The organism is Brevibacillus laterosporus DSM 25, assembly GCF_002706795.1.
GTDB lineage: Bacteria > Bacillota > Bacilli > Brevibacillales > Brevibacillaceae > Brevibacillus_B > Brevibacillus_B laterosporus.
The window spans coordinates 4968575-4990692 of record NZ_CP017705.1 but is presented as its reverse complement, the minus strand read 5'-3'; the positions used below and the strand labels follow the sequence as shown (position 1 = coordinate 4990692).

The following is a 22118-nucleotide window of genomic DNA, read 5'->3' as shown; positions in this document are numbered from 1 at the left end:
AGTACGATCATTAATAGGGCACCTTGTACTCTTCATTATGAAATTTACAGAAGTACATATTGACGTTCATAGAATTTACAAAAACTTCAATGGAAGAATAATACTGATATGGTATAATGAGTCGTAAATGTTCAATTTTCTTAAATAATATTTTTATGCAATATATGAATAAGGTTAAAGGTTTGCTGATGCAACAATATATTGTTCACTAAGGAAGGAGATCGAGTATGGTAGCATACAACCGTTTCAATTATCCTTGAGTAAAAGAGGTGATGGTACATATTTGGTAGATTTATAGATTCATGTACACAAAAATTTTTTCTCATATCCTATTGATTTATCTGCATAAATAACGCTCTTTCCATCCACAAGCAATTCCTACATCTCTAGACAGAAATCCCATAAATCATAGATTAACGCGCGTCATTTTTCCTAAACATACAGTCAAACTCTGCAACATGCTGGTAGCATCTACATAAGTAAGCAATCATAGTATTTTTTATCCCTAAAACTATAATTTCTAACAAGAGGTGCAGCAATATGAATAAGGACTTGATTCAATTATTTCCGTTGACTCAGCCTCAACAAAGGATTTGGTACTCTGAGTTACTTTATCCAAACACGGGTGTGTCGACGATTTCATTGACAATTAAAATGAAAGGCAATATTAATCTGAGTGCCTTGCAACAAGCTTTAAATATGATTATTTGCCGGCACGATGTCTTTCGGATTAAAATAACAGCCCAGAATGGGTATCCACAACAATATCTGGAGGAGTATAGCGACAAAACATTCGAATGTTTTGATTTTTCTGGAGTTGATAGGGAAGCTCAGGCACTAAAATGGTTGGATCAGCACAGTCGTACACCGTTTGAACTTTTACATTCAGATTTGTATCAATTTGTCATTTGCAAGATTAGCGACCAAGAATATTGGTACAATGTCAAAATTCATCATATTGTTTGCGATGGTATCTCTGCAAGAATGTTCATTAATCAAGCAAACGAATACTATTCCCAGATTGCTAGTGGCCAGCTTCCAGAAATAGCAGAGAATCATTCTTATTTCGACTTTATACAAACGGAGCAAGACTATGAGGAATCAGACCGCTATCAAAAGGATAAAACGTATTGGGTGGATAAATTTAGCACCTTACCTGAAGTGATAGGGTTTAAATCATATAATCCTTTTACCTTAAGCACAGCTGGAAAAAGAAAAAATATAATCTTAGAAGATAGCTTGTATCATAACCTGTACGAATTTTGTAAACAGACTAAGAATAGTATGCTTACAGTCTTTATGACTGCGTTGTACATCTATATGCATAAAAAGACAACACAGAACGATGTTTCAATTGGTACATTCTATGCGAACAGAACTACCAAAAAGGAAAAAGAAATGTTAGGAATGTTTGTTAGTACAGTGCCAACACGAGTATACGTAGATCCTGACATGGACTTATCTTCCCTTTTACAAGTTGTATCAAAAGAGCAGGTTTCGATCCTACGCCATCAAAGATTCCCATACAATCGAATGATGGAAGACTTGCGACAAACACATCAGCATAAGGACCTGCAACGTCTTTTTGGTGCTTCCGTACAGTACCGCGCCATGAATTATTCGCAGTATGAAAATGTTGGAATTGAGGTTGACGAGAATTTTTGTGGAGACGTCATAAATGACTTTGAAATGAATGTTATTGAATTAGACGATCATAAGATTCTGTTTCAACTAAATTATCGAGCAGAGTTGTTTACAGAAGAGGAGATGGAACAACTAGTTCAACAGTTCTTTATCATTATTGAAACAATCATTCATCATCCTACTTCAAAAATTGCGGACATCTCGTTGCTTCGAGAAGAAGAGAAGAATTATATTTTATCAGTATGTAATAACACTCAAGCGGACTATCCACGTGAAAAACTGATTCATCAACTGTTTGAGGAACAAGCAGCACGTACACCAGAGCAAGTGGCTGTCATTTGGGAAGGGGAACAACTCACTTATCAGGAATTAAATGAAACCTCCAATCAACTAGCGTATTTTTTAAGAGAGAAAGGGGTTACTGCTGATAGTGTTGTTTCCATTATGGCAGAGCATTCCTTGGAATTGGTTGTAGGGATTCTCGCCATTTTAAAAGCCGGAGCTACCTATTTACCAATTGATCCTGATTATCCAGAAGATCGAATTCAGTATTTACTAGAGGATAGTCAAACAACTATTTTGCTAACGCAGCAAAAATTTTCTACTAAATGTACTTTTAACAAAGAGATTTTTTACTTAGACAATCAAGAGCTATATCAGGGAAGTACTGCCAATCTTGAACATATAAACGACATGTATGATCTAGCTTATATCATTTATACCTCAGGTTCCACTGGAAATCCGAAGGGAGCTATGATCACTCATCAGGGGCTTGTCAATTATATTTGGTGGGCTAGAAAAGTGTATGTACAAAATGAGACTGTTCATTTCCCACTTTATTCGTCCATTTCGTTTGATTTGACCGTCACGTCTATATTTACCCCTCTTGTTTCTGGGAATACGATCTACATTTATAGTGGGGAAGACAAGGTACAGGTTATTCAAGACATTCTTACAGATAATAAAGTTGGAATCATAAAACTAACCCCTACACATCTAAAACTAATCGAAGAATTCGATGGTACGAACAGTAATGTTAGAAGATTTATTGTTGGTGGCGAAAGCTTACATACGCAGCTCGCTAGCAAAATAGATCGTAATTTCGGTGGGAATGTCCAAATTATGAATGAATATGGACCTACGGAAACAGTAGTAGGCTGCATGCTCTATGTATTTGATCCGAATAATACTTCACAAAACTCTGTACCAATTGGTGTACCCGCCGACAATGTAAGGATCTATCTATTAGATACAGCTTTGCAGCCAGTGCCAATTGGCTTCATTGGAGAGATGTACATTGCTGGGGATGGGGTGGCCAGAGGCTATTTACATCGACCTGAGCTAACCGCGGAAAAATTTATAGAAAACCCCTTTAGACCTGGGGAAAGAATGTATCGAACAGGTGATCTTGCGAGATGGTTGCCAGATGGAAATATGGAATATGTGGGTCGAATTGATCACCAAGTAAAAATCCGTGGCTACCGTATTGAGCTTGGCGAAGTCGAAATACAGTTATTGAAAATGGAAGCAATAGAAGAAGCAGTGGTAGTCGCTAGAGAAGATGCACACGGTCAGAAGCAATTGTGCGCGTATTTCGTAGCAAACAAGCAATTGACTGTAAGCGAGCTAAGAGCCGAACTTTCACAAGAGCTACCTACGTATATGGTTCCATCCTATTTTGTACAATTGGATAAAATGCCACTGTCTCCAAATGGCAAGATTGATCGTAAAATGCTACCAGCACCAGAGGAGAGTATCCAAACGGGTGTAGAATATGTAGCACCTCGCACTGCTATGGAACAGACATTGGTATCTATTTGGCAGGCTGTATTAGGAGCTAAGAAAATTAGTGTATTAGATAATTTCTTTGATCTGGGAGGAGACTCCATTAAGTCTATCCAGATCTCTTCAAGGATGCTTCAGGCAGGCTTTAAGCTGGAAATGAAGGATTTGTTCAGCTATCCAACCATTGCACAATTGGGTCGACATATTCAGCTTATTACGAAAATTGCTGACCAGGGTGAGGTAGTGGGGGCTACCTTACTGACCCCGATTCAGCATTGGTTCTTTGAACAAAAACTAGTTGAACAACATCATTATAACCAAGCTTTCATGCTTTTCATGAATAAAGGTTTTGATGAAACAGTACTTCGCTCAGTCATACAAAAGATTGCCATTCATCATGATGCATTACGAATGGTAGTTCGTGAAACAGGTAATGGATATGAGACTTGGCATCGAGGAGTAGGAGAGGGTGAGCTTTATAGTCTTGAAGTAATAGATTTGAGAGATGAAACAGACTGCACCCAAACGATAGAGACAAAAGTAAATGAAATTCAAAGTAGCATTTCTCTGACAGAAGGTCCATTTCTCAAATTGGGACTGTTCCAATGTCAAGAAGGGGATCACCTACTGATTGTCATTCACCATTTGGCGGTAGATGGAGTTTCGTGGCGAATTTTATTCGAAGATATCGCGAGTGGCTATGAACAAGCCCTAAAAGGTGAAGCAATTAGTCTCCCACAGAAAACGGATTCCTTCCAAACGTGGGCCGAGCAACTATCTCTTTATGCAGACAGCGAGGAATTACAAAACGAAGTATCATACTGGCAACAGATTGAACAAATAGATAAGACAGATTTGCCAAAGGATTTTATCCAAGAACAGTCAGTTGTTGGAGAAAGTCAAATCGTAGCAGTACAGTGGACGGAGCAGGAAACAGAGCAGTTGCTAAAACAAGCAAACCGAGCCTACAACACAGAGGTTAACGATTTATTGCTTACAGCTTTGGGAATGGCTATACACGATTGGACTGGTACAGAGAAAGTGCTGGTGAATGTAGAGGGACACGGTCGTGAATCCATTATTCAAGATATTGACGTTACCCGTACAGTAGGTTGGTTTACAAGCATGTATCCTGTTGTTCTTCAGATAGGAATAGATCAAGATGTCTCTCAACGGATTAAACTAGTCAAAGAAATGATGCGTCAAATTCCACATAAGGGGATTGGTTATGGTATTTTACGCTACTTAACCGACTCTGAAGATAGAGACATAGGCAGAGCAGAGCCTGAGATCAGTTTTAACTATTTAGGTCAATTTGATCAGGATTTACAGCATAATGCTCTGCAACTGTCGAATCATTCAAGTGGAGCATTTGTAAGTGGACAGGCAGCGAGGAAATATACACTTGACTTAAATGCAATGGTCACTGGTGGATCGTTAAAACTTACAATTAGTTACAGCGCCACTGAATATCGCAAAGAAACAATGGAGCGATTAGGGGAACTATTACGTGTAAGCCTACATCAGGTGATTGCACACTGCGTAGCGAAAGAACAGGTAGAATTAACGCCAAGCGATCTGTTGTTAAAAGGACTGACTGTTGAGGAATTTGACCGGTTTGTTGCACAAACGAAGCATATTGGCGAGATTGAGAATATTTACTCCTTGACACCGATGCAGAAAGGTATGCTGTTCCACAACCTGATGGATTCACAGTCAGGGGCGTATTTTGAACAATTAACGTTTGAAATACAGGGAAGCTTTGATGTCATTACTTTTGGTAAAAGTCTGGATTCCCTCACACAAAGACATGCAACATTGAGAACCAACTTCTATAGTGGATGGAAAGACGATCCTGTTCAGGTCGTTTATCGACAAAAGAGCAGTGAGCTATACTATGAAGATTTGCGCGAATTGGACGAGGTAGATCGTGAGTTGTACCTGACTACCTTTACCAGCAAGGACAAAGCAAGAGGATTTGACTTGGCTGAAGATTCTCTGATGCGTGTTTCGATTTTACGTACAACAGCAGAAACCTATCATTTCATTTGGAGCTTCCATCATATTGTGATGGATGGCTGGTGCTTGCCAATAATGACTAAAGAAGTGTTTGAGGGCTACTCTGCTATTCTGCAAAAAAGACAACCTGAGTTGGAGGACGTAACGCCATATAGCCAGTACATCGATTGGTTAGAGCGTCAAAATCAAGAGGATACAATCAAATATTGGAGCAATTTTTTGGTAGACTACGAGAGTCAAGCTCTCTTGCCAAAAGAGAAGCCCCAGAACAGAGAGGGCTACTCTGCTAAGAAGTTGACTAAGGTGCTTACTAAGACACTGGTTGCCCAAATGAATCAAGTCGCGAAGCAACATCAGGTGACAATTAATACGTTCATGCAGACTGCATGGGGCATTTTATTACAGAAATATAATGGTAATCAGGATGTTGTTTTTGGTAGTGTTGTTTCGGGAAGAAGCGCCGATATTCCAGGTATTGAAGGGATAATTGGCCTATTCATTAATACCATTCCGGTACGGATTCGTTGTGAAGGGGAAGAAACGTTAGGCGAAGTATTGCGAAAAGTGCAGGAGCAGGCTTTGGAATCGCATGCTCACGATACACATCCTCTCTATGACATTCAAGGTCTGACTACACAAAAACAGGATTTAATTAACCACATCATGGTGTTTGAGAATTATCCTGTGGAGCATGAGATGGGACAATTGGGAATTGGTAAACAAGCCAACTTCACGATTGTAGATGTAAAAGTAACAGAACAAACAAACTATGATTTCAATATAGCTGTAGTACCGGGCGAAGAGATGAAGCTTTTACTAGATTATAATGCGCATGTATATGATGAAGCAGGCATTGAGCGAATCGTGATGCACTTTGTTCATATGCTGGAGCAGATTATTGAAAATCCACATGCCCGCGTAAATGAATTAGAAGTTGTGACACCTATTGAGAAAGCGCAGCTTCTCGATGTGTTCAATGATACTCAGGCGACCTATCCGAGCGAGAAGACAGTGTACCAGTTGTTTGAAGAGCATGTAGAGAGAACCCCAGATCAAGTGGCGGTCGTTTATGAAGAAAAACAATTGACTTATCGTGAATTAAACGCGAAAGCCAATCAACTAGCACGAACCCTGCGGGCAGAGGGAGTTCAGGCAAACGATTTAGTCGGAATCATGGTAGAACGTTCTTTAGAAATGATAATAGGTATCTTTGGGATATTAAAAGCTGGAGGAGCCTACGTGCCTATTGATCCAGATTATCCAGAAGAGCGTATTCGTTATATGCTGGAGGATTCCGGAGCAAAGCTGTTGCTCATCCAAAGTCATTTGCAGGAGCATATCGCATTCGATGGAACACTCCTAATGCTCGATGATGAGATAGTGTACAGCGCTGACGATACCAATGTTGAACCAATCACTGGACCTAATGATTTGGCTTATGTCATATACACATCTGGAACAACGGGCAAACCAAAAGGTGTCATGGTGGAACATCATGGGCTGTGCAATCTACAAACGTATTTTGAATACAATTTGGGACTGAGCGCCGGTGATCGAACCGTGCAATTTGCCAGCATGTCATTTGATGCAGCGTGCGCAGAATTTTTTAAAGCATTTATTTGTGGCGGAACACTCTATATACCTTCTACTTCCGTCATTATGAATTATCGTTTGTTTGAAGACTATATAACTACCAATCAAATTACTGTCGCGGCCTTGCCTCCTACTTATGCAATTTATCTGGAGCCAAGCAATATGCCTAGTTTAAAAACGTTGATCACTGCTGGGTCCGCTTCCTCTATTGAGTTAGTGCAGAAATGGAAAGATCATGTGTCGTATTTTAATGCCTATGGTCCGACTGAAGATACGATTTGCTCCTCCGTATGGTCTTATGACCGAGAGTCTATGTCTGAAAAAGTTGTACCTATCGGTCGACCTCTTAAGAACCATCGGATCTATATTGTTGATGCAGACGGTCATTTACTACCTATCGGTGTTCCAGGCGAGCTATGCATCGCTGGAGTAGGGCTAGCACGAGGTTATCTGAATCGACCAGAGCTTACAGAAGAAAAATTTGTTAATAGCCGTTTTAGAGAAGGCGAGCGAATGTACAGAACGGGCGATCTGGCTAGATGGATGTCAGATGGTACCATTGAATATTTGGGTCGAATTGATCATCAGGTAAAAATCCGTGGGTACCGTATTGAGCTTGGTGAGGTTGAAGCGCAGCTGTTGAAGATAGATTCGGTTCAAGAAGCGATTGTCATAGCCAGGGAAGACGAGGCAGGACAAAAGCATTTAAGCGCCTATTTTGTTGCTGAAACCCAGCTGAGTATGGCTGAACTCAGAAGCGAATTATCTCATGAATTACCTACTTACATGATACCGACCTACTTTGTGCAATTGGAGCAAATGCCACTTACTTCAAATGGAAAAATTGATCGCAAAGAGCTACCTGCACCTGAAGAAAACATGCACACCGGGGTGGAATATATTGCTCCTCGGACAGAAATGGAGCAACTGTTGGTATCCATTTGGAAAACGGTTTTAGGAAGTCAGCAAATAGGTATCATGAATAATTTCTTTGATCTGGGAGGCGACTCAATAAAAGCAATCCAAGTCTCTTCTAGATTACTTCAATCAGGATACAAGTTGGAAATGAAGGATTTGTTTACATATCCAACTGTAGAAAAGCTAAGCCCACAGCTTCAACTGATTAGCAAAATAGCAGATCAAGGGGAAGTAAAGGGTCAAATAGATCTTACACCAATACAGCGGTGGTTCTTTGAACAGATGCCGGTTGAATCGCATCATTTCAATCAAGCATACATGTTATATCGGAAGCAAGGGTTTAAAGAGTCTGCACTTCGTGAGGTAATGCAAAAGCTTGCATCTCATCATGACGCTTTGCGAATGGTATTTAATCAGACTGAGAGTGGGTATGAGGCGCGAAATCGCGGCGTAGATGAAGGGGATTTATATACTTTAGAAGTGTTTGATTTCAAAGAGAAAGCAGATTGCTCTAAGCTGATTGAAAAGAAAGCAAACGAAATTCAAAGTAGCATCAACATAAATGAAGGGCCGCTCCTGAAACTTGGTTTGTTCCATTGCTCAGACGGAGACCATTTATTGATTGTTATTCATCACTTAGTAGTAGACGGAATTTCATGGCGAATTTTATTCGAAGATCTTGCTACAGGTTATGAACAAATAATGAATGGAGTAGCCATCCAATTACCACAAAAAACGGATTCATTCCAAACATGGGCCGAACAATTATCTTTCTATGCAAATAGTGAAGCTATGGAGAGGGAACAAAAGTATTGGCAACAAATTGAGCAAATAGAGATGCCACTACTTCCAAAGGATAGTCCACAGGCGAAGAAGCTGGTGCGAGATAGTGAAATTGTTACTGTTCAATGGACTGAGCAGGAAACGGAACAATTGCTAAAACAAGCGAATCGTGCGTACGGAACAGAAGTAAATGATCTGTTACTAACTGCACTTGGGATGACAATCCATGCATGGACGGGAATGGAGCAGGTCTTCGTTAATCTTGAAGGACATGGTAGAGAAGCTATCATTGAGGATATTGATATCACTCGTACAGTAGGGTGGTTTACAAGTCAGTACCCAGTAGTTGTAGAGATACAAGCGGATAAGAACCTATCTCAAAAAATCAAGACAATTAAGGAAGGGCTACGCCAGATTCCTAACAAAGGGATTGGGTATGGCATCTTGAGATACTTATCTACACTGCAAGATAATCTTATATTCAAACTAGAACCTGAAATTAGCTTTAATTACTTAGGTCAGTTTGATCAGGACTACCAAAACAATGAGATGCAATTATCATCGTATTCAGTTGGAGACGTAGTAAGTGAGCAGTTAGAAATGAAAACCGCTTTGAATATAAACGGTATGATTTCTAATGGGCGCTTGGAGATGTCAATCAGATACAGTAGCAAAGAATACAAGAAAGAAACAATGGAAGAAGTAGCTATGCTGCTACAAGCATCGTTACAGAATGTGATTACACACTGCGTGACGAGAAAACGCACAGAACTTACTCCGAGTGATGTGTTGTTAGCTGATCTGAGCATTGAGGAACTTGATCAGATAGTGGAACAAACACAGGAAACAGGCGAAGTGGAGAACGTATATGAATTAACTCCGATGCAGAAAGGTATGTATTTCCACAGCCTGATGAATCCACATTCAGGTGCTTATTTTGAACAAACAACCTTTGATATGACGGGAAGCTTTGATATCAATGCGTTTGCTAAAAGTTTAGATGCATGGGTACAAAGACACGAGGCATTACGAACAAATTTTTACAATGGCTTAAAAGACCAGCCAGTTCAAGTGGTGTACCGATATAAAAAAGGTGAACTTTACTACGAAGATTTACGTGAAATGGATACAGCTACACGTCAATCCTATGTCGCTACTTATACGAGTGAAGACAAAGCAAAAGGATTTGATTTAGCCAAAGATTCATTGATTCGCGTATCAATTCTTCGCACAGAGGAAGAAACGTACCACTTTATTTGGAGCTTCCATCATATGGTGATGGACGGTTGGTGCGTGTCTATCATGGTCAAAGAAGTCTTTGGTGGCTACATTGCAATTCGGGAAAATAGACAACCTGAGTATGCTGCTCTAACTCCGTATAGCCACTATATTGAATGGCTAGGACGTCAAGATCGGGAGAGTGCAGCTAGTTACTGGAGCGAGTATTTAGCCGGGTATGAACAGCAAACGTTGTTGATCAATGATAATAAGCAGGGTAAGGAAGACAATGCTGATGGTTATGCAGCAACCAAATTAAACTACACGTTTAGTAAAGAACTTACCAAGAGATTGGATCAAACAGCTAAGCAGAATCAAGTAACAATTAATACATTGATGCAGACGGCATGGGGAATTATGCTCCAGAAATATAATAATCACCATGATGCTGTGTTTGGTAGTGTCGTTTCTGGAAGACCAGCTGACATACCTGGTGTTGAAAATATCCTTGGTCTGTTTATCAATACAATCCCGGTCCGTATCCGTTGTGAAGCAGACGAAACGGCTGTACAGGTAATGAGAAGGATTCAGGAACAAGCATTGGCATCTAATGCGTTTGATACCTATCCGCTCTACGATATTCAGGCGCTTACAGAACAAAAACAGGATTTAATCAATCACATTATGGTGTTTGAGAATTATCCAATGGAACAGCAGATTGAGGAATTGGGAAGCACTGGACAGTCAAAATTTGCAATTGGCAATATCGATACAGTAGAACAAACGAACTATGACCTTAACCTGATCATCATGCCTGGCGAAGAATTGGGAATTTGCTACGGCTATAACACCTTAGTATATGATGAAACGAGCATTGAACAAATACAGGGTCATTTTGTTCACATTGTCGAACAAATCGCTTCCAACCCGCAACTACATGTAAGTGAATTAGAATTGGTTACTGCAACTGAAAAAGAACAAATTTTATCTGTATTTAATGATACAAAAGAGATTTATCCGCAGGACATAATGCTTCATCAATTGTTTGAATGCCAGGTGGAACGTACACCAGACCAGATGGCGATTGTTTGCGAAGAAGAAAAGCTTACCTATCGTGAATTAAATGAACGGGCTAATCAATTAGCGAGAACATTGCGAAAGCAAGGTATAAAATCCGATCAATTAATAGGAATCATGGCTGAGCGGTCGCTAGAAATGATCGTTGGGATGTTAGGGATTTTAAAAGCTGGCGGGGCTTATGTGCCGATCGATCCTGAGTATCCTGAGGAACGCATCAGCTTCATGCTTGAGGATGCGCAAGCTGCATTGCTCCTGACACAACGTCATCTACAGGATCGAGTATCGTTTACAGGTACAATTCTATTGTTAGATGAGGAAACATCTTACCAGACAGAAGCTTCGAATCTGGAACCGATACATGGACCACAAGATTTGGCTTATGTCATCTATACTTCGGGGACAACAGGTAAACCTAAGGGTGTTATGGTAGAGCATGCAAGCATTGTAAACACGATTCTTTGGAAGGCTGACTCTTATCAGTTTTCAACGGAAGATCGCGTGCTGATGGTAACTCCATTTGTATTCGATCCATTCCTTACACATTTATTCGGACCTTTGGTATCGGGATCAACCGTATATGTACTGCGTGACGAAGAAAGTAAGGATCCTGAAGCGATCAAAACAGCAATTACTCAGCATCAAATGACACACTTCCAAAGCTCACCTAGCTTTTTATGGGCGATTGTCGAGACAATGAAACCACAAGATTTACAGTCAGTAAAAAATATCGCAGTTGGTGGAGAGAAGATCGTTGCTTCACTTGTTAAAAAAGTGGCGGAATTGAATCCGAACATTGAAATTTGCAACGAATATGGTCCTACAGAAAGTAGTGTAGTTACTACATCACTATCAATTACGAAACCAGAACAGGAACTGTCAATTGGAAGACCAATTGCAAACAAACGTGTTTATATTGTAGATCAACACAATCAGCTTCAACCAGTTGGCGTAGCCGGTGAGTTATGCATAGCTGGTGCAGGATTAGCTAGAGGTTATCTACATCTTCCAGAGCTTTCAAGAGAGAAATTCGTGGAGAATCCATTTGCACAAGAAGAGAAAATGTATAAGACTGGGGATTTGGCGAGATGGCTACCAGATGGAACCATTGAATATTTGGGACGTATCGACCATCAGGTAAAAATTCGTGGGTATCGTATCGAGCTTGGCGAGGTGGAAGCACATCTGTTACGAATCGATTCTGTGCAAGAGGCGATTGTGATTGCACGGGAGGAGCAAGAGGGGCAGAAGCATCTATGCGCGTATTTCGTAGCAGATAAGCAGTTAACTGTAGGTGAGATTCGAAGCGTAATGTCTCAAGAATTACCTAGCTTTATGATTCCAGCTTTCTTTATGCAAATAGAACAGATGCCTCTAACTACAAATGGAAAGATTGATCGTAAAGCATTGCCTGCACCAGAGGGTGGCGTGCAAACAGGAGTAGAGTATGTAGAGCCACGTACACCGGTTGAGCAAACACTGGTTTCGATTTGGCAGGCTGTATTGGGAAGTCAACAGATTGGTATTTTAGAGAATTTCCTAGATCTTGGGGGAGACTCTATCAAAGCCATTCAGGTTTCTTCCAGATTACTTCAAGCAGGATATAAGCTTGAGATAAAAGATTTGTTTAAATATCCAACAGTGGCTCAATTAAGCCCACATCTTCAATTGGTTAGCAAGATTGCAGACCAAAGGGAAGTGGTTGGTGCGACAAAACTAACACCAATTCATCACTGGCTTTTTGAACAAAAATCAGCTGAACCACACCATTTTAACCAAGCAGTCACCTTGTATCAGAAGCAAGGATTCGATGAAGTGGTACTGCGTCAAGTAATACAAAAGATTGTGGAACATCATGATGTTCTACGGATGGTTTTCCGAGAAACCGGCGATGGATATGAGGCTTGGAATCGCGGGGTGGATGAAGGGGAGCTATATAATCTTGAGATAATTGACCTGAGAAACGTGATTGAACTAGCACAGGTAATTGAGGCGAAAGCAAACGAGATTCAAAGTAGTATTAACATAACAGAAGGCCCATTAATGAAGCTCGGACTATTTAAATGTTCCGATGGCGATCATTTGCTGATAGTGATTCACCACTTAGCAGTAGATGGTGTCTCTTGGCGAATTCTGTTTGAGGACATTGCGGCAGGTTACGAACAAGCGTTGAATGGACAAGAAATTCGTCTACCTCAAAAAACCGATTCATTCCAAACTTGGGCTGAGCAGTTGTCTCACTATGCCAACGGTCAGACGATGGATGCTGAACGAGCATATTGGAATCAAATCGAACAGATAAAGATGATTCCGTTGCCTAAAGATCAGATCCAGAAGGAGTCATTAGTACGAGATGGGGAAATCGTTACTATACGTTGGACAGAGCAAGAAACAGAGCAACTCTTAAAACAGGCAAATCGCGCCTACAATACAGAAGTTAACGATCTGTTACTAACAGCGCTTGGAATGGCTATTCATGCGTGGACAGGAACGGAACAAGTAGTAGTCAATTTAGAAGGTCATGGTCGGGAATCTATCCTTCCAGATGTTGATATTTCACGTACAGTGGGCTGGTTCACTAGCCAGTTCCCAGTTGTTATGGAGACTGGCACGAACAAGAATATCGCTCAGCAGATTAAAACTGTTAAAGAGGGACTTCGTCAAATCCCGCAAAAGGGTATCGGCTACGGTATTCTCAGATACCTTTCTGAGCCCAAAGATGGTATTACATTTAAGGCTGAACCTGAGATCACTTTTAACTATCTAGGACAATTCGATCAGGATTTGCAGCGCAATGATATGCAATTTTCACCTTATTCAAGTGGAGCAGCTGTTAGCCAAGATAAGGAACGTAGATATACTCTGGATATGAATGGTCTGATTTCAGGAGGAGTATTGGAACTTACGATTGGCTATAACGGTAAGGAATATCAGCAGGAAACGATTAAGCATGTTGCTGATTTGTTACGTTCCAGCTTGCAAGAGGTAATTAGACACTGCGTAGCTAAGGAACGTACAGAATTGACACCAAGTGATATCTTGTTAAAAGGTCTGACTGTTGAAGAACTGGAACGTTTAGTGGAGGATACTCAGCAAATAGGTGAGATTGAGAACGTCTACCCGTTGACCCCGATGCAAAAGGGGATGTATTTCCACAGCTTGATGAATCCATCGTCCGGAGCTTATTTTGAACAAACAACCTTTGATTTGATAGGAAGCTTCGATGTCGTTGCTTTTGGAAAGAGTTTAGATCTCTTGACACAAAGGCATGTTGCATTGAGAACAAATTTCTACGATGGCTGGAAAGACTTACCGGTGCAAGTAGCTTATCGAAACAAACGCAGTGAACTTTATTATGAGGACCTGCGCCAAATGGATAAGGAAAAACGTGATGCTTATCTCACTGCCTTCGCGGTTGAAGATAAAGCAAAAGGGTTTGATTTGGCCCAAGATTCACTCATTCGTATATCCATTTTACGTACAGGGGAAGAAGCATATCACTTGATCTGGAGCTTCCATCATATCGTGATGGATGGCTGGTGCTTATCTCTCATGACAAAAGAAGTGTTTGGTAGCTACTTTGCCATTCGAGGAAATAGGCAGCCTGAGCTTGGAGATGTAACACCATATAGTAACTATATCGAGTGGCTGGCACAGCAGGACGATGCTGAGGCATCCGATTACTGGAGTAACTATTTAACCGGTTATGATCAACAAACCTTGTTACCAAAAGGGAAGACGCTACACAAGTCTGAGGGTTATGTTGCTTCGAAGCTTACTCGTCAGCTTGGCAAAGAGCTAACCGAGCGTTTACATCAGGTAGCAAAACAAGCACAGGTGACAATTAATACGTTGGTACAATCAGCGTGGGGAGTTACCTTGCAAAAATATAATGATAGCCAAGATGTTGTTTTCGGAAGCGTCGTTTCTGGAAGGCCAACCGAAATTCCTGGAATTGAAAATATTATTGGTTTATTTATCAACACAGTTCCAGTCCGTATTCGTTGCGCAAAAGAGGAATCTTTTGCAGATGTAATGATACGTGGACAGGAGCAGGCTCTTGCGTCTCAAGCATTTGATACTTATCCGCTATACGATATCCAACGACTAACTGCACAAAAACAAGATTTGATTAACCATATTGTCGTGTTTGAAAATTATCCAATGGGGGAACAAATTGAGCAGTTGGGTGATGGCGATGGTGAAAGCTTTGAGATTGCAAATATCGAAATTATGGAACAAACCAACTATGATTTCAACCTATCTATCATTCCAGGAGAAAATTTAGATGTTTGCTCAGAGTACAATGAAGTTGTCTATGATCAGGATAGCATTCAACAGATTTTAGGCCATTTTGTACACATTCTGGAGCAAATCGCGGACAATCCACAGATTCTTGTAAACGATCTGGAACTAATAACAGAAAGAGAAAAGACAGAAATCCTTGAAGTATTTAATGATACTGACATGCCTTATCCACGAACATTGACAATTCAACAGCTATTTGAGGCACAGGTAGAAAGTGCCCCAGATCAGGTAGCGGTTGTTTATGAAGGAAGTCAGCTAACATACCGTGAGTTAAATGAAAAAGCAAATCAGCTGGCTCGCACATTGAGAACTGCTGGAGTACATGCTGATCAATTGATAGGGATCATGGTTGAGCGCTCAGTAGAAATGATAGTCGGTATTCTAGGGATTTTAAAAGCCGGGGCCGCCTATGTACCGATTGACCCTGAGTATCCAGAGGAACGCATTAGCTATATGCTGGAGGATGCAGGAGCCAAACTGCTCGTGACCCAAACTCATTTACAGGAGCGTGTAGCTTTTACAGGAAGAATCGTAATGCTTGATGATACAGCAGCATATAGCAACGATGATTCCAATCTGGAACCAATCCAAGCTCCAAATCATTTAGCGTATGTGATTTATACATCAGGAACAACAGGTAAACCAAAAGGTGTCATGATTGAGCATCAACAGCTGACAGCAATGGCTCATGCATGGAAAGTAGCCTATGGGTTAGATGAAGAGCGGCCAAAAGTATTGCAGTGGGCAAGCTTCTCCTTCGATGTATTTACGGGAGATTATGTCCGTTCACTATTACATGGCGGAACCTTGATTATATGCCCAAGTCATTCAAGACTAGAACCTGCAAGTATTTATGAGCTAATCAGAGAACATAAGGTTTCTATCTTTGAATCGACACCAGCAATTTCTATACCACTCATGGATTATGTTTATGACAACCAATTGGATGTTCTTTCATTGAAAACGCTAATTATTGGTTCCGATCAATGTCCACCAGATGCGTTTGCGAACCTGATAACTAGATTTGGCTCACACATGCGTATTCTTAACAGCTATGGGGTAACAGAAGCGTGCATTGATTCTAGTTTCTTTGAGCAGACGGACTCTCTTCTCGTTATGAATATACCGATTGGTAAGCCGTTACCTAACGTAAAAATGTATGTTTTACATGAAAACAATGTGATGCAGCCAATTGGGGTACCAGGAGAATTATATATAGCTGGAAGCGGTGTGGGACGAGGATATTTGAACCGTCCAGAGTTAACAGCAGAGAAATTTGTAGAGAATCCGTTTGTTTCAGGAGAACGGATGTATCGAACAGGTGACTTGGTAAGATGGCTACCGAATGGCAATATTGAATACTTGGGTCGAATCGATCATCAAGTAAAAATTCGCGGGAACCGAATTGAGTTAGGAGAAGTAGAAACACAGCTCTTAAAAATTGCGAAGATAAAAGAAAATGTAGTCGTTGCCCAAGAAGATCAAGCCGGAAGAAAGTATTTGTGCGCTTACTTTGTAGCAGAACAAAAGCTATCTTCGAGTGAGCTAAGAGGGGCATTGTCGCAGGTGCTACCGAGTTTCATGGTTCCTTCGTATTTCATGCAAATGGAGCAATTACCGCTTACACCGAATGGGAAAATCGACCGTAAAGCGTTGCCTATCCCAGAAGGAAATGTAGAGAACGAAATCGAATACGTGGGACCTCGCACAGCGGTAGAGCGAATACTCGTTTCCATTTGGGAAGCTGTTTTGGGTACAAAAGCAATCGGGATCATGGATAATTTCTTTGATCTTGGCGGTGACTCGATCAAATCTATTCAGGTTTCTTCACGCTTATTACAGGCAGGTTTTAAGCTGGAGATGAAAGATTTGTTCCGCTATCCGACTATAGCCGAGTTAAGCAAGCATATTCATTCGGTTACAAGAATAGCTGATCAAGGAGAGGTATTAGGGGAATCGTTGTTGACACCGATTCAACGTTGGTTCTTTGAGCAATCCTATGCAGATCCTGATCACTATAACCAAGCAATGATGTTATACCGGACAGAAGGCTTTAATGAAACAGCTCTTCATAAGGTAATGGACAAAATTACGGAACACCATGATGCGCTACGGATGGTAATTCGCGCTTCTGAAGGTGAGTATAAGGCATGGTACCGTGGAGTAGGTGAAGGAGAATCCTATAGCCTAGAAGTTTTTGATTTCAAAGGCATCGCCAACTGCGCTCAGGCGATCGAAGAGAAAGCAAATCAGTTGCAGGCGAGTATCAACTTGAGTGAAGGACCACTTCTAAGGCTCGGTCTATTCCGATGCGAGGACGGAGATCATCTGCTTATCGTGATCCATCATTTAGTTGTAGATGGGGTTTCGTGGAGAATTTTGTTTGAGGATATTGCAAGTGGTTATGAACAAGCAGTTAAGGGAGAGGTCGTTCGCTTCCCGTATAAAACAGATTCGTTCCGTACATGGGCAGAGCAGTTATCCCAATACGCAAACAGTGAAAAAATCGAGCTGGAACGAGAATATTGGCAGCAGATTGACCAAACAAAAGCCACTCCATTACCGAAAGATAACAGACAGGTAACTTCGTTGATGAAGGACGTTGAATCTGTCACTGTTCATTGGACAGCTCAGGAAACCGAGCAACTGTTAAAACAAGCAAACCGGGCATATAACACAGAAGTAAATGACTTATTGCTGGCAGCCTTAAGCTTAGCGCTTCATTCTTGGACAGGAATGGAACGAGTGCTGGTTAACATGGAGGGACATGGCAGAGAGGCTATTCTTTCGGATGTCGATATCACACGAACAGTAGGATGGTTTACGAGTCAGTATCCTGTCCTTCTACAGATGAACGCTGGCAAACAGCTGACTACATTAATTAAAACTGTTAAAGAAGGTCTCCGCCAAATCCCGCAAAAGGGAATAGGCTACGGAATCCTAAGGTATTTGTCTGACGGCCATCAGGAGCATACATTCACAGCTGAACCTGAAATTAGTTTTAATTATCTCGGTCAGTTTGATCAAGACTTACAAAACAACGCTATTGAGCTATCTCCTTACTCAAAAGGCTCAGACATGAGTGCAAATGCGACCATGCAATATGCCATGGATATGAATGGCATGATTTCTAATGGTGCCTTGTCAATGACAATCCATTACAGTGGCAAAGAGTATCATCGCGAAACGATGGAGCAGTTCAGTAAGCTTTTACAAGAAAGCTTACGTGAAGTAATTGAACACTGCGTATCGAAAGAACGTACAGAACTGACGCCAAGTGATGTTTTACTACGAGGTCTAACAGTAGAAGAGCTTGAACAGATTGAAGTTCAAACCAGACACATTGGTCAAATAGAAAACATATATGCAATGACGCCAATGCAGAAGGGGATGTGGTTCCATAGTCTCATGGATCCACAATCAGGAGCTTATTTTGAACAAACGACGTTTGATGTGCTTGGACGCTTTGATGCTACTGTTTTTGGACAGAGCTTACAAATGCTGTTCCAACGCCACGAGATTTTTAGAACAAACTTCTACAATGGCTGGAAGGACCAACCGGTTCAAGTTGTGTACCAAAATAGAACCCATGCGCTTCATTATGAAGACTTGCTGGGAATGGATGAAGTTGAACGCGAATTGTACATGCAAGACTTTATCCAAAAGGACAGAGAAACTGGATTTGACCTTAGTCAGGATACGTTGTTGCGGTTGTCCATTTTACGAACAGGTACAGAAGAATACAGAGTCATCTGGAGTTCCCATCATATTCTAATGGATGGCTGGTGCTTATCTCTGGTTGCTCAAGAGGTGTTTGAAAGCTACTTTGCCATTTTGCAAAATAGAGAACCGAAATTGGCAGAGGTACCTCCTTATAGTGCTTATATCGAATGGTTACAACGCCAAGACACGCAGGAAGCATCTACCTATTGGAGCAGTTATTTGGCTGGGTATGACCAACAAACGACGGTGCCTAAGGAGAAGGTACAAAGGAAAGAAAATCCTGTATTCGACCATCGTTTCTGCGATTTGGGTCGAGAACTGACCGCGCAGATGAATGGGCTAGCAAGACAACATCAGGTGACAATCTATACGTTAATGCAGACTGTGTGGGGGTTGATGCTTCAGAAGTACAACGGTAGTCAAGATGCTGTCTTCGGAAGCGTGGTTTCAGGAAGACCGGCTGATATTCCAGATGTTGAGAGTATGATTGGTCTGTTCATTAATACCATTCCGATCCGTGTTCGTTTGGAGGCGGGTGATACTTTTACTGAAGTGATGAAACGAAGTCAAGAGCATGCATTAGCATCCCATGCGTATGACACGTATCCACTTTATGAAATCCAAGCCTTGTCTGAACAAAAACAGGATCTGATTAATCATATTATGGTGTTTGAGAACTATCCGATGGAACAGCAAATGGAGCAAGTTGGTGGTAATGATCCAGATGCCTTTAAGATTGCTAACGTTTCGATTGTAGAACAGACAAACTATGACTTTAATCTAAATGTTTTGCCTGGGGAAGAGATTAGAGTTCATATTGAGTACAATGCGACCGTGTTTGACCAAACAGGAATTGACAGGATTCTAGAGCATTTTGTTCATATGCTACAGCAAGTGGTCAAGGATCCATATGTACCTATAAATCAACTGGAACTGGTAACAGCTGAAGAAAAAGCACAAATCTTACTCGGATCTCACAATATTGTAGCTGATTATCAAGAAGAGAAGACTGTCCAGCAATTGTTTGAGAGTCAGGTGAAACGTACACCAAATCAAGTAGCAATTGTATGCGAAGGTGAGCAGCTGACTTATCGTGAACTGAATGAGCGAGCAAATCAGTTAGCAAGAACCTTGAGAAGTAAGGGAATACAAGCGGATCAACTGGTAGGGATCATGGTTGAGCGTTCTGCTGAGATGATGGTTGGGATTTTAGGAATTCTAAAGGCCGGTGCTGCTTATGTACCGATCGATCCTGAGTATCCTGAAGAACGTATCAGCTACATGCTAGAGGATGCGAAAGCAGACCTATTAGTTACGCAGAGTCACTTACAAGATCGTGTTTCCTTTACGGGAAGTATGGTGATGCTTGATGACTCAGAGGCCTATAGTGAAAATGCTTCAAATCTGGAACCGATACAAGATCCAAATCACTTAGCTTATGTCATCTATACGTCTGGAACAACAGGCAAACCAAAAGGGGTAATGATTGAGCACAAGCAATTGACTGCCATGTCCAACGCTTGGAAATTAGCCTATGGGTTACATGAACAAAATCCAAAAGTCTTGCAATGGGCTAGTTTCGCCTTTGACGTATTCACGGGAGATTATGTACGTGCTCTCTTGAATGGTGGGGAATTAGTGATTTGTCCGAGTCATGCTAGATTAGACCCTGCTAGCATTTATGAGCTAATTAGTAGACATCAGGTTACCATTTTTGAATCAACACCAGCTATAGCAATTCCACTTATGGATTACGTCTATGAGAACAAGCTAGATATCCACACCTTGAAAACGCTGATTGTGGGTTCAGACCAATGCCCTGTAGAAGCTTTTGCTCAGTTACTAAGTAGATTTGGTGACCATATGCGTATTCTTAACAGCTATGGTGTAACAGAAGCGTGCATTGATTCAAGCTTTTATGAGCAGACAAATTCTCTCTTGTCGTTGAATCTACCGATAGGAAAGCCATTGCCTAACGTAAAAATGTACATTTTAGATGAGAATCGTGCTATCCAGCCTGTAGGCATTCCAGGTGAGCTGTATATTTCTGGAATAGGTGTGGGGCGTGGTTATCTGAACCGTCCTGAATTGACAGCTGAGAAATTTGTAGATAGTCCATTTGACGACAACGAAAGAATGTACAGAACAGGTGACTTGGTCAGATGGTTAACAGATGGAAACATCGAATATGTAGGTCGAATCGACGATCAAGTAAAGATTCGTGGAAACCGAATTGAGCTAGGTGAAATAGAAGCACAGCTGTTGAAAGTACATTCGATTGAAGAAGTTGTGGTTATAGCCCAAGAGGATTCTGGTGGACAAAAGCAGTTATGCGCCTATTTTGTAGCAGACAAGCATCTTACTGTAAGCGACCTCAGAGCAACATTGGTACAAGAACTGCCTGGATATATGATCCCGTCTTACTTTGTACAGCTTGAGGAGCTGCCTCTAACACCAAACGGAAAAATTGATCGAAAAGCATTGCCTGCTCCAGAGGGTAGCCTGCAAACAGGGGTAGAGCATGTAGCACCACGTACTGCATTAGAAGCTTCCTTAGCGCAAATTTGGGAAGAGGTACTGGGGATCTCAAACATTGGAATAAAGGACAACTTCTTTGAGGTTGGAGGTCACTCGTTACGTGCTACAACGTTAGTGGCTAAAATACACAAAGAGTTGGGGATAAACGTAGCGTTACGGGACGTATTTAGTTCTCCAACGATTGAGCAAATGGCAGCAGGAATAACAGACATGGAATCTGAAGCTACGTATGCTTCTGTGCCTATTGCTGAGCAAAGAGATTTCTATCCTGTCTCATCCGCCCAAAAACGATTGTATATCTTAGGGCAGATGGAGGGTGGAGAGCTCAACTACAATATGCCGAGTGTCCTTTTGGTAGAGGGCCCGCTTAATCGAACATTTTTAGAGGAAGCCTTCAGAAAATTGATTGAACGTCATGAAGCACTGCGAACTGGATTTGAAATGATAAATGGAATGCCAATCCAGCGAGTGTATCAGGATGTGAAGTTTGAAGTAGAGTATGCACAGGCAAC

At 41.2% G+C, this 22118-nt stretch carries 1 protein-coding gene (cut by a window edge); it reads left to right on the top strand.

Annotated features, from left to right (window positions below; translation table 11 throughout):
- Positions 1 to 540: 540 nt before the first annotated feature.
- Positions 541 to 22118, top strand: partial view of a non-ribosomal peptide synthase/polyketide synthase gene (locus tag BrL25_RS26330; RefSeq protein WP_018669922.1) — the 5' portion only. The gene runs 14962 nt beyond the window's last position; the window shows 21578 of its 36540 coding nt (coding positions 1-21578); its start codon is at positions 541 to 543; its stop codon lies off the right edge, out of view.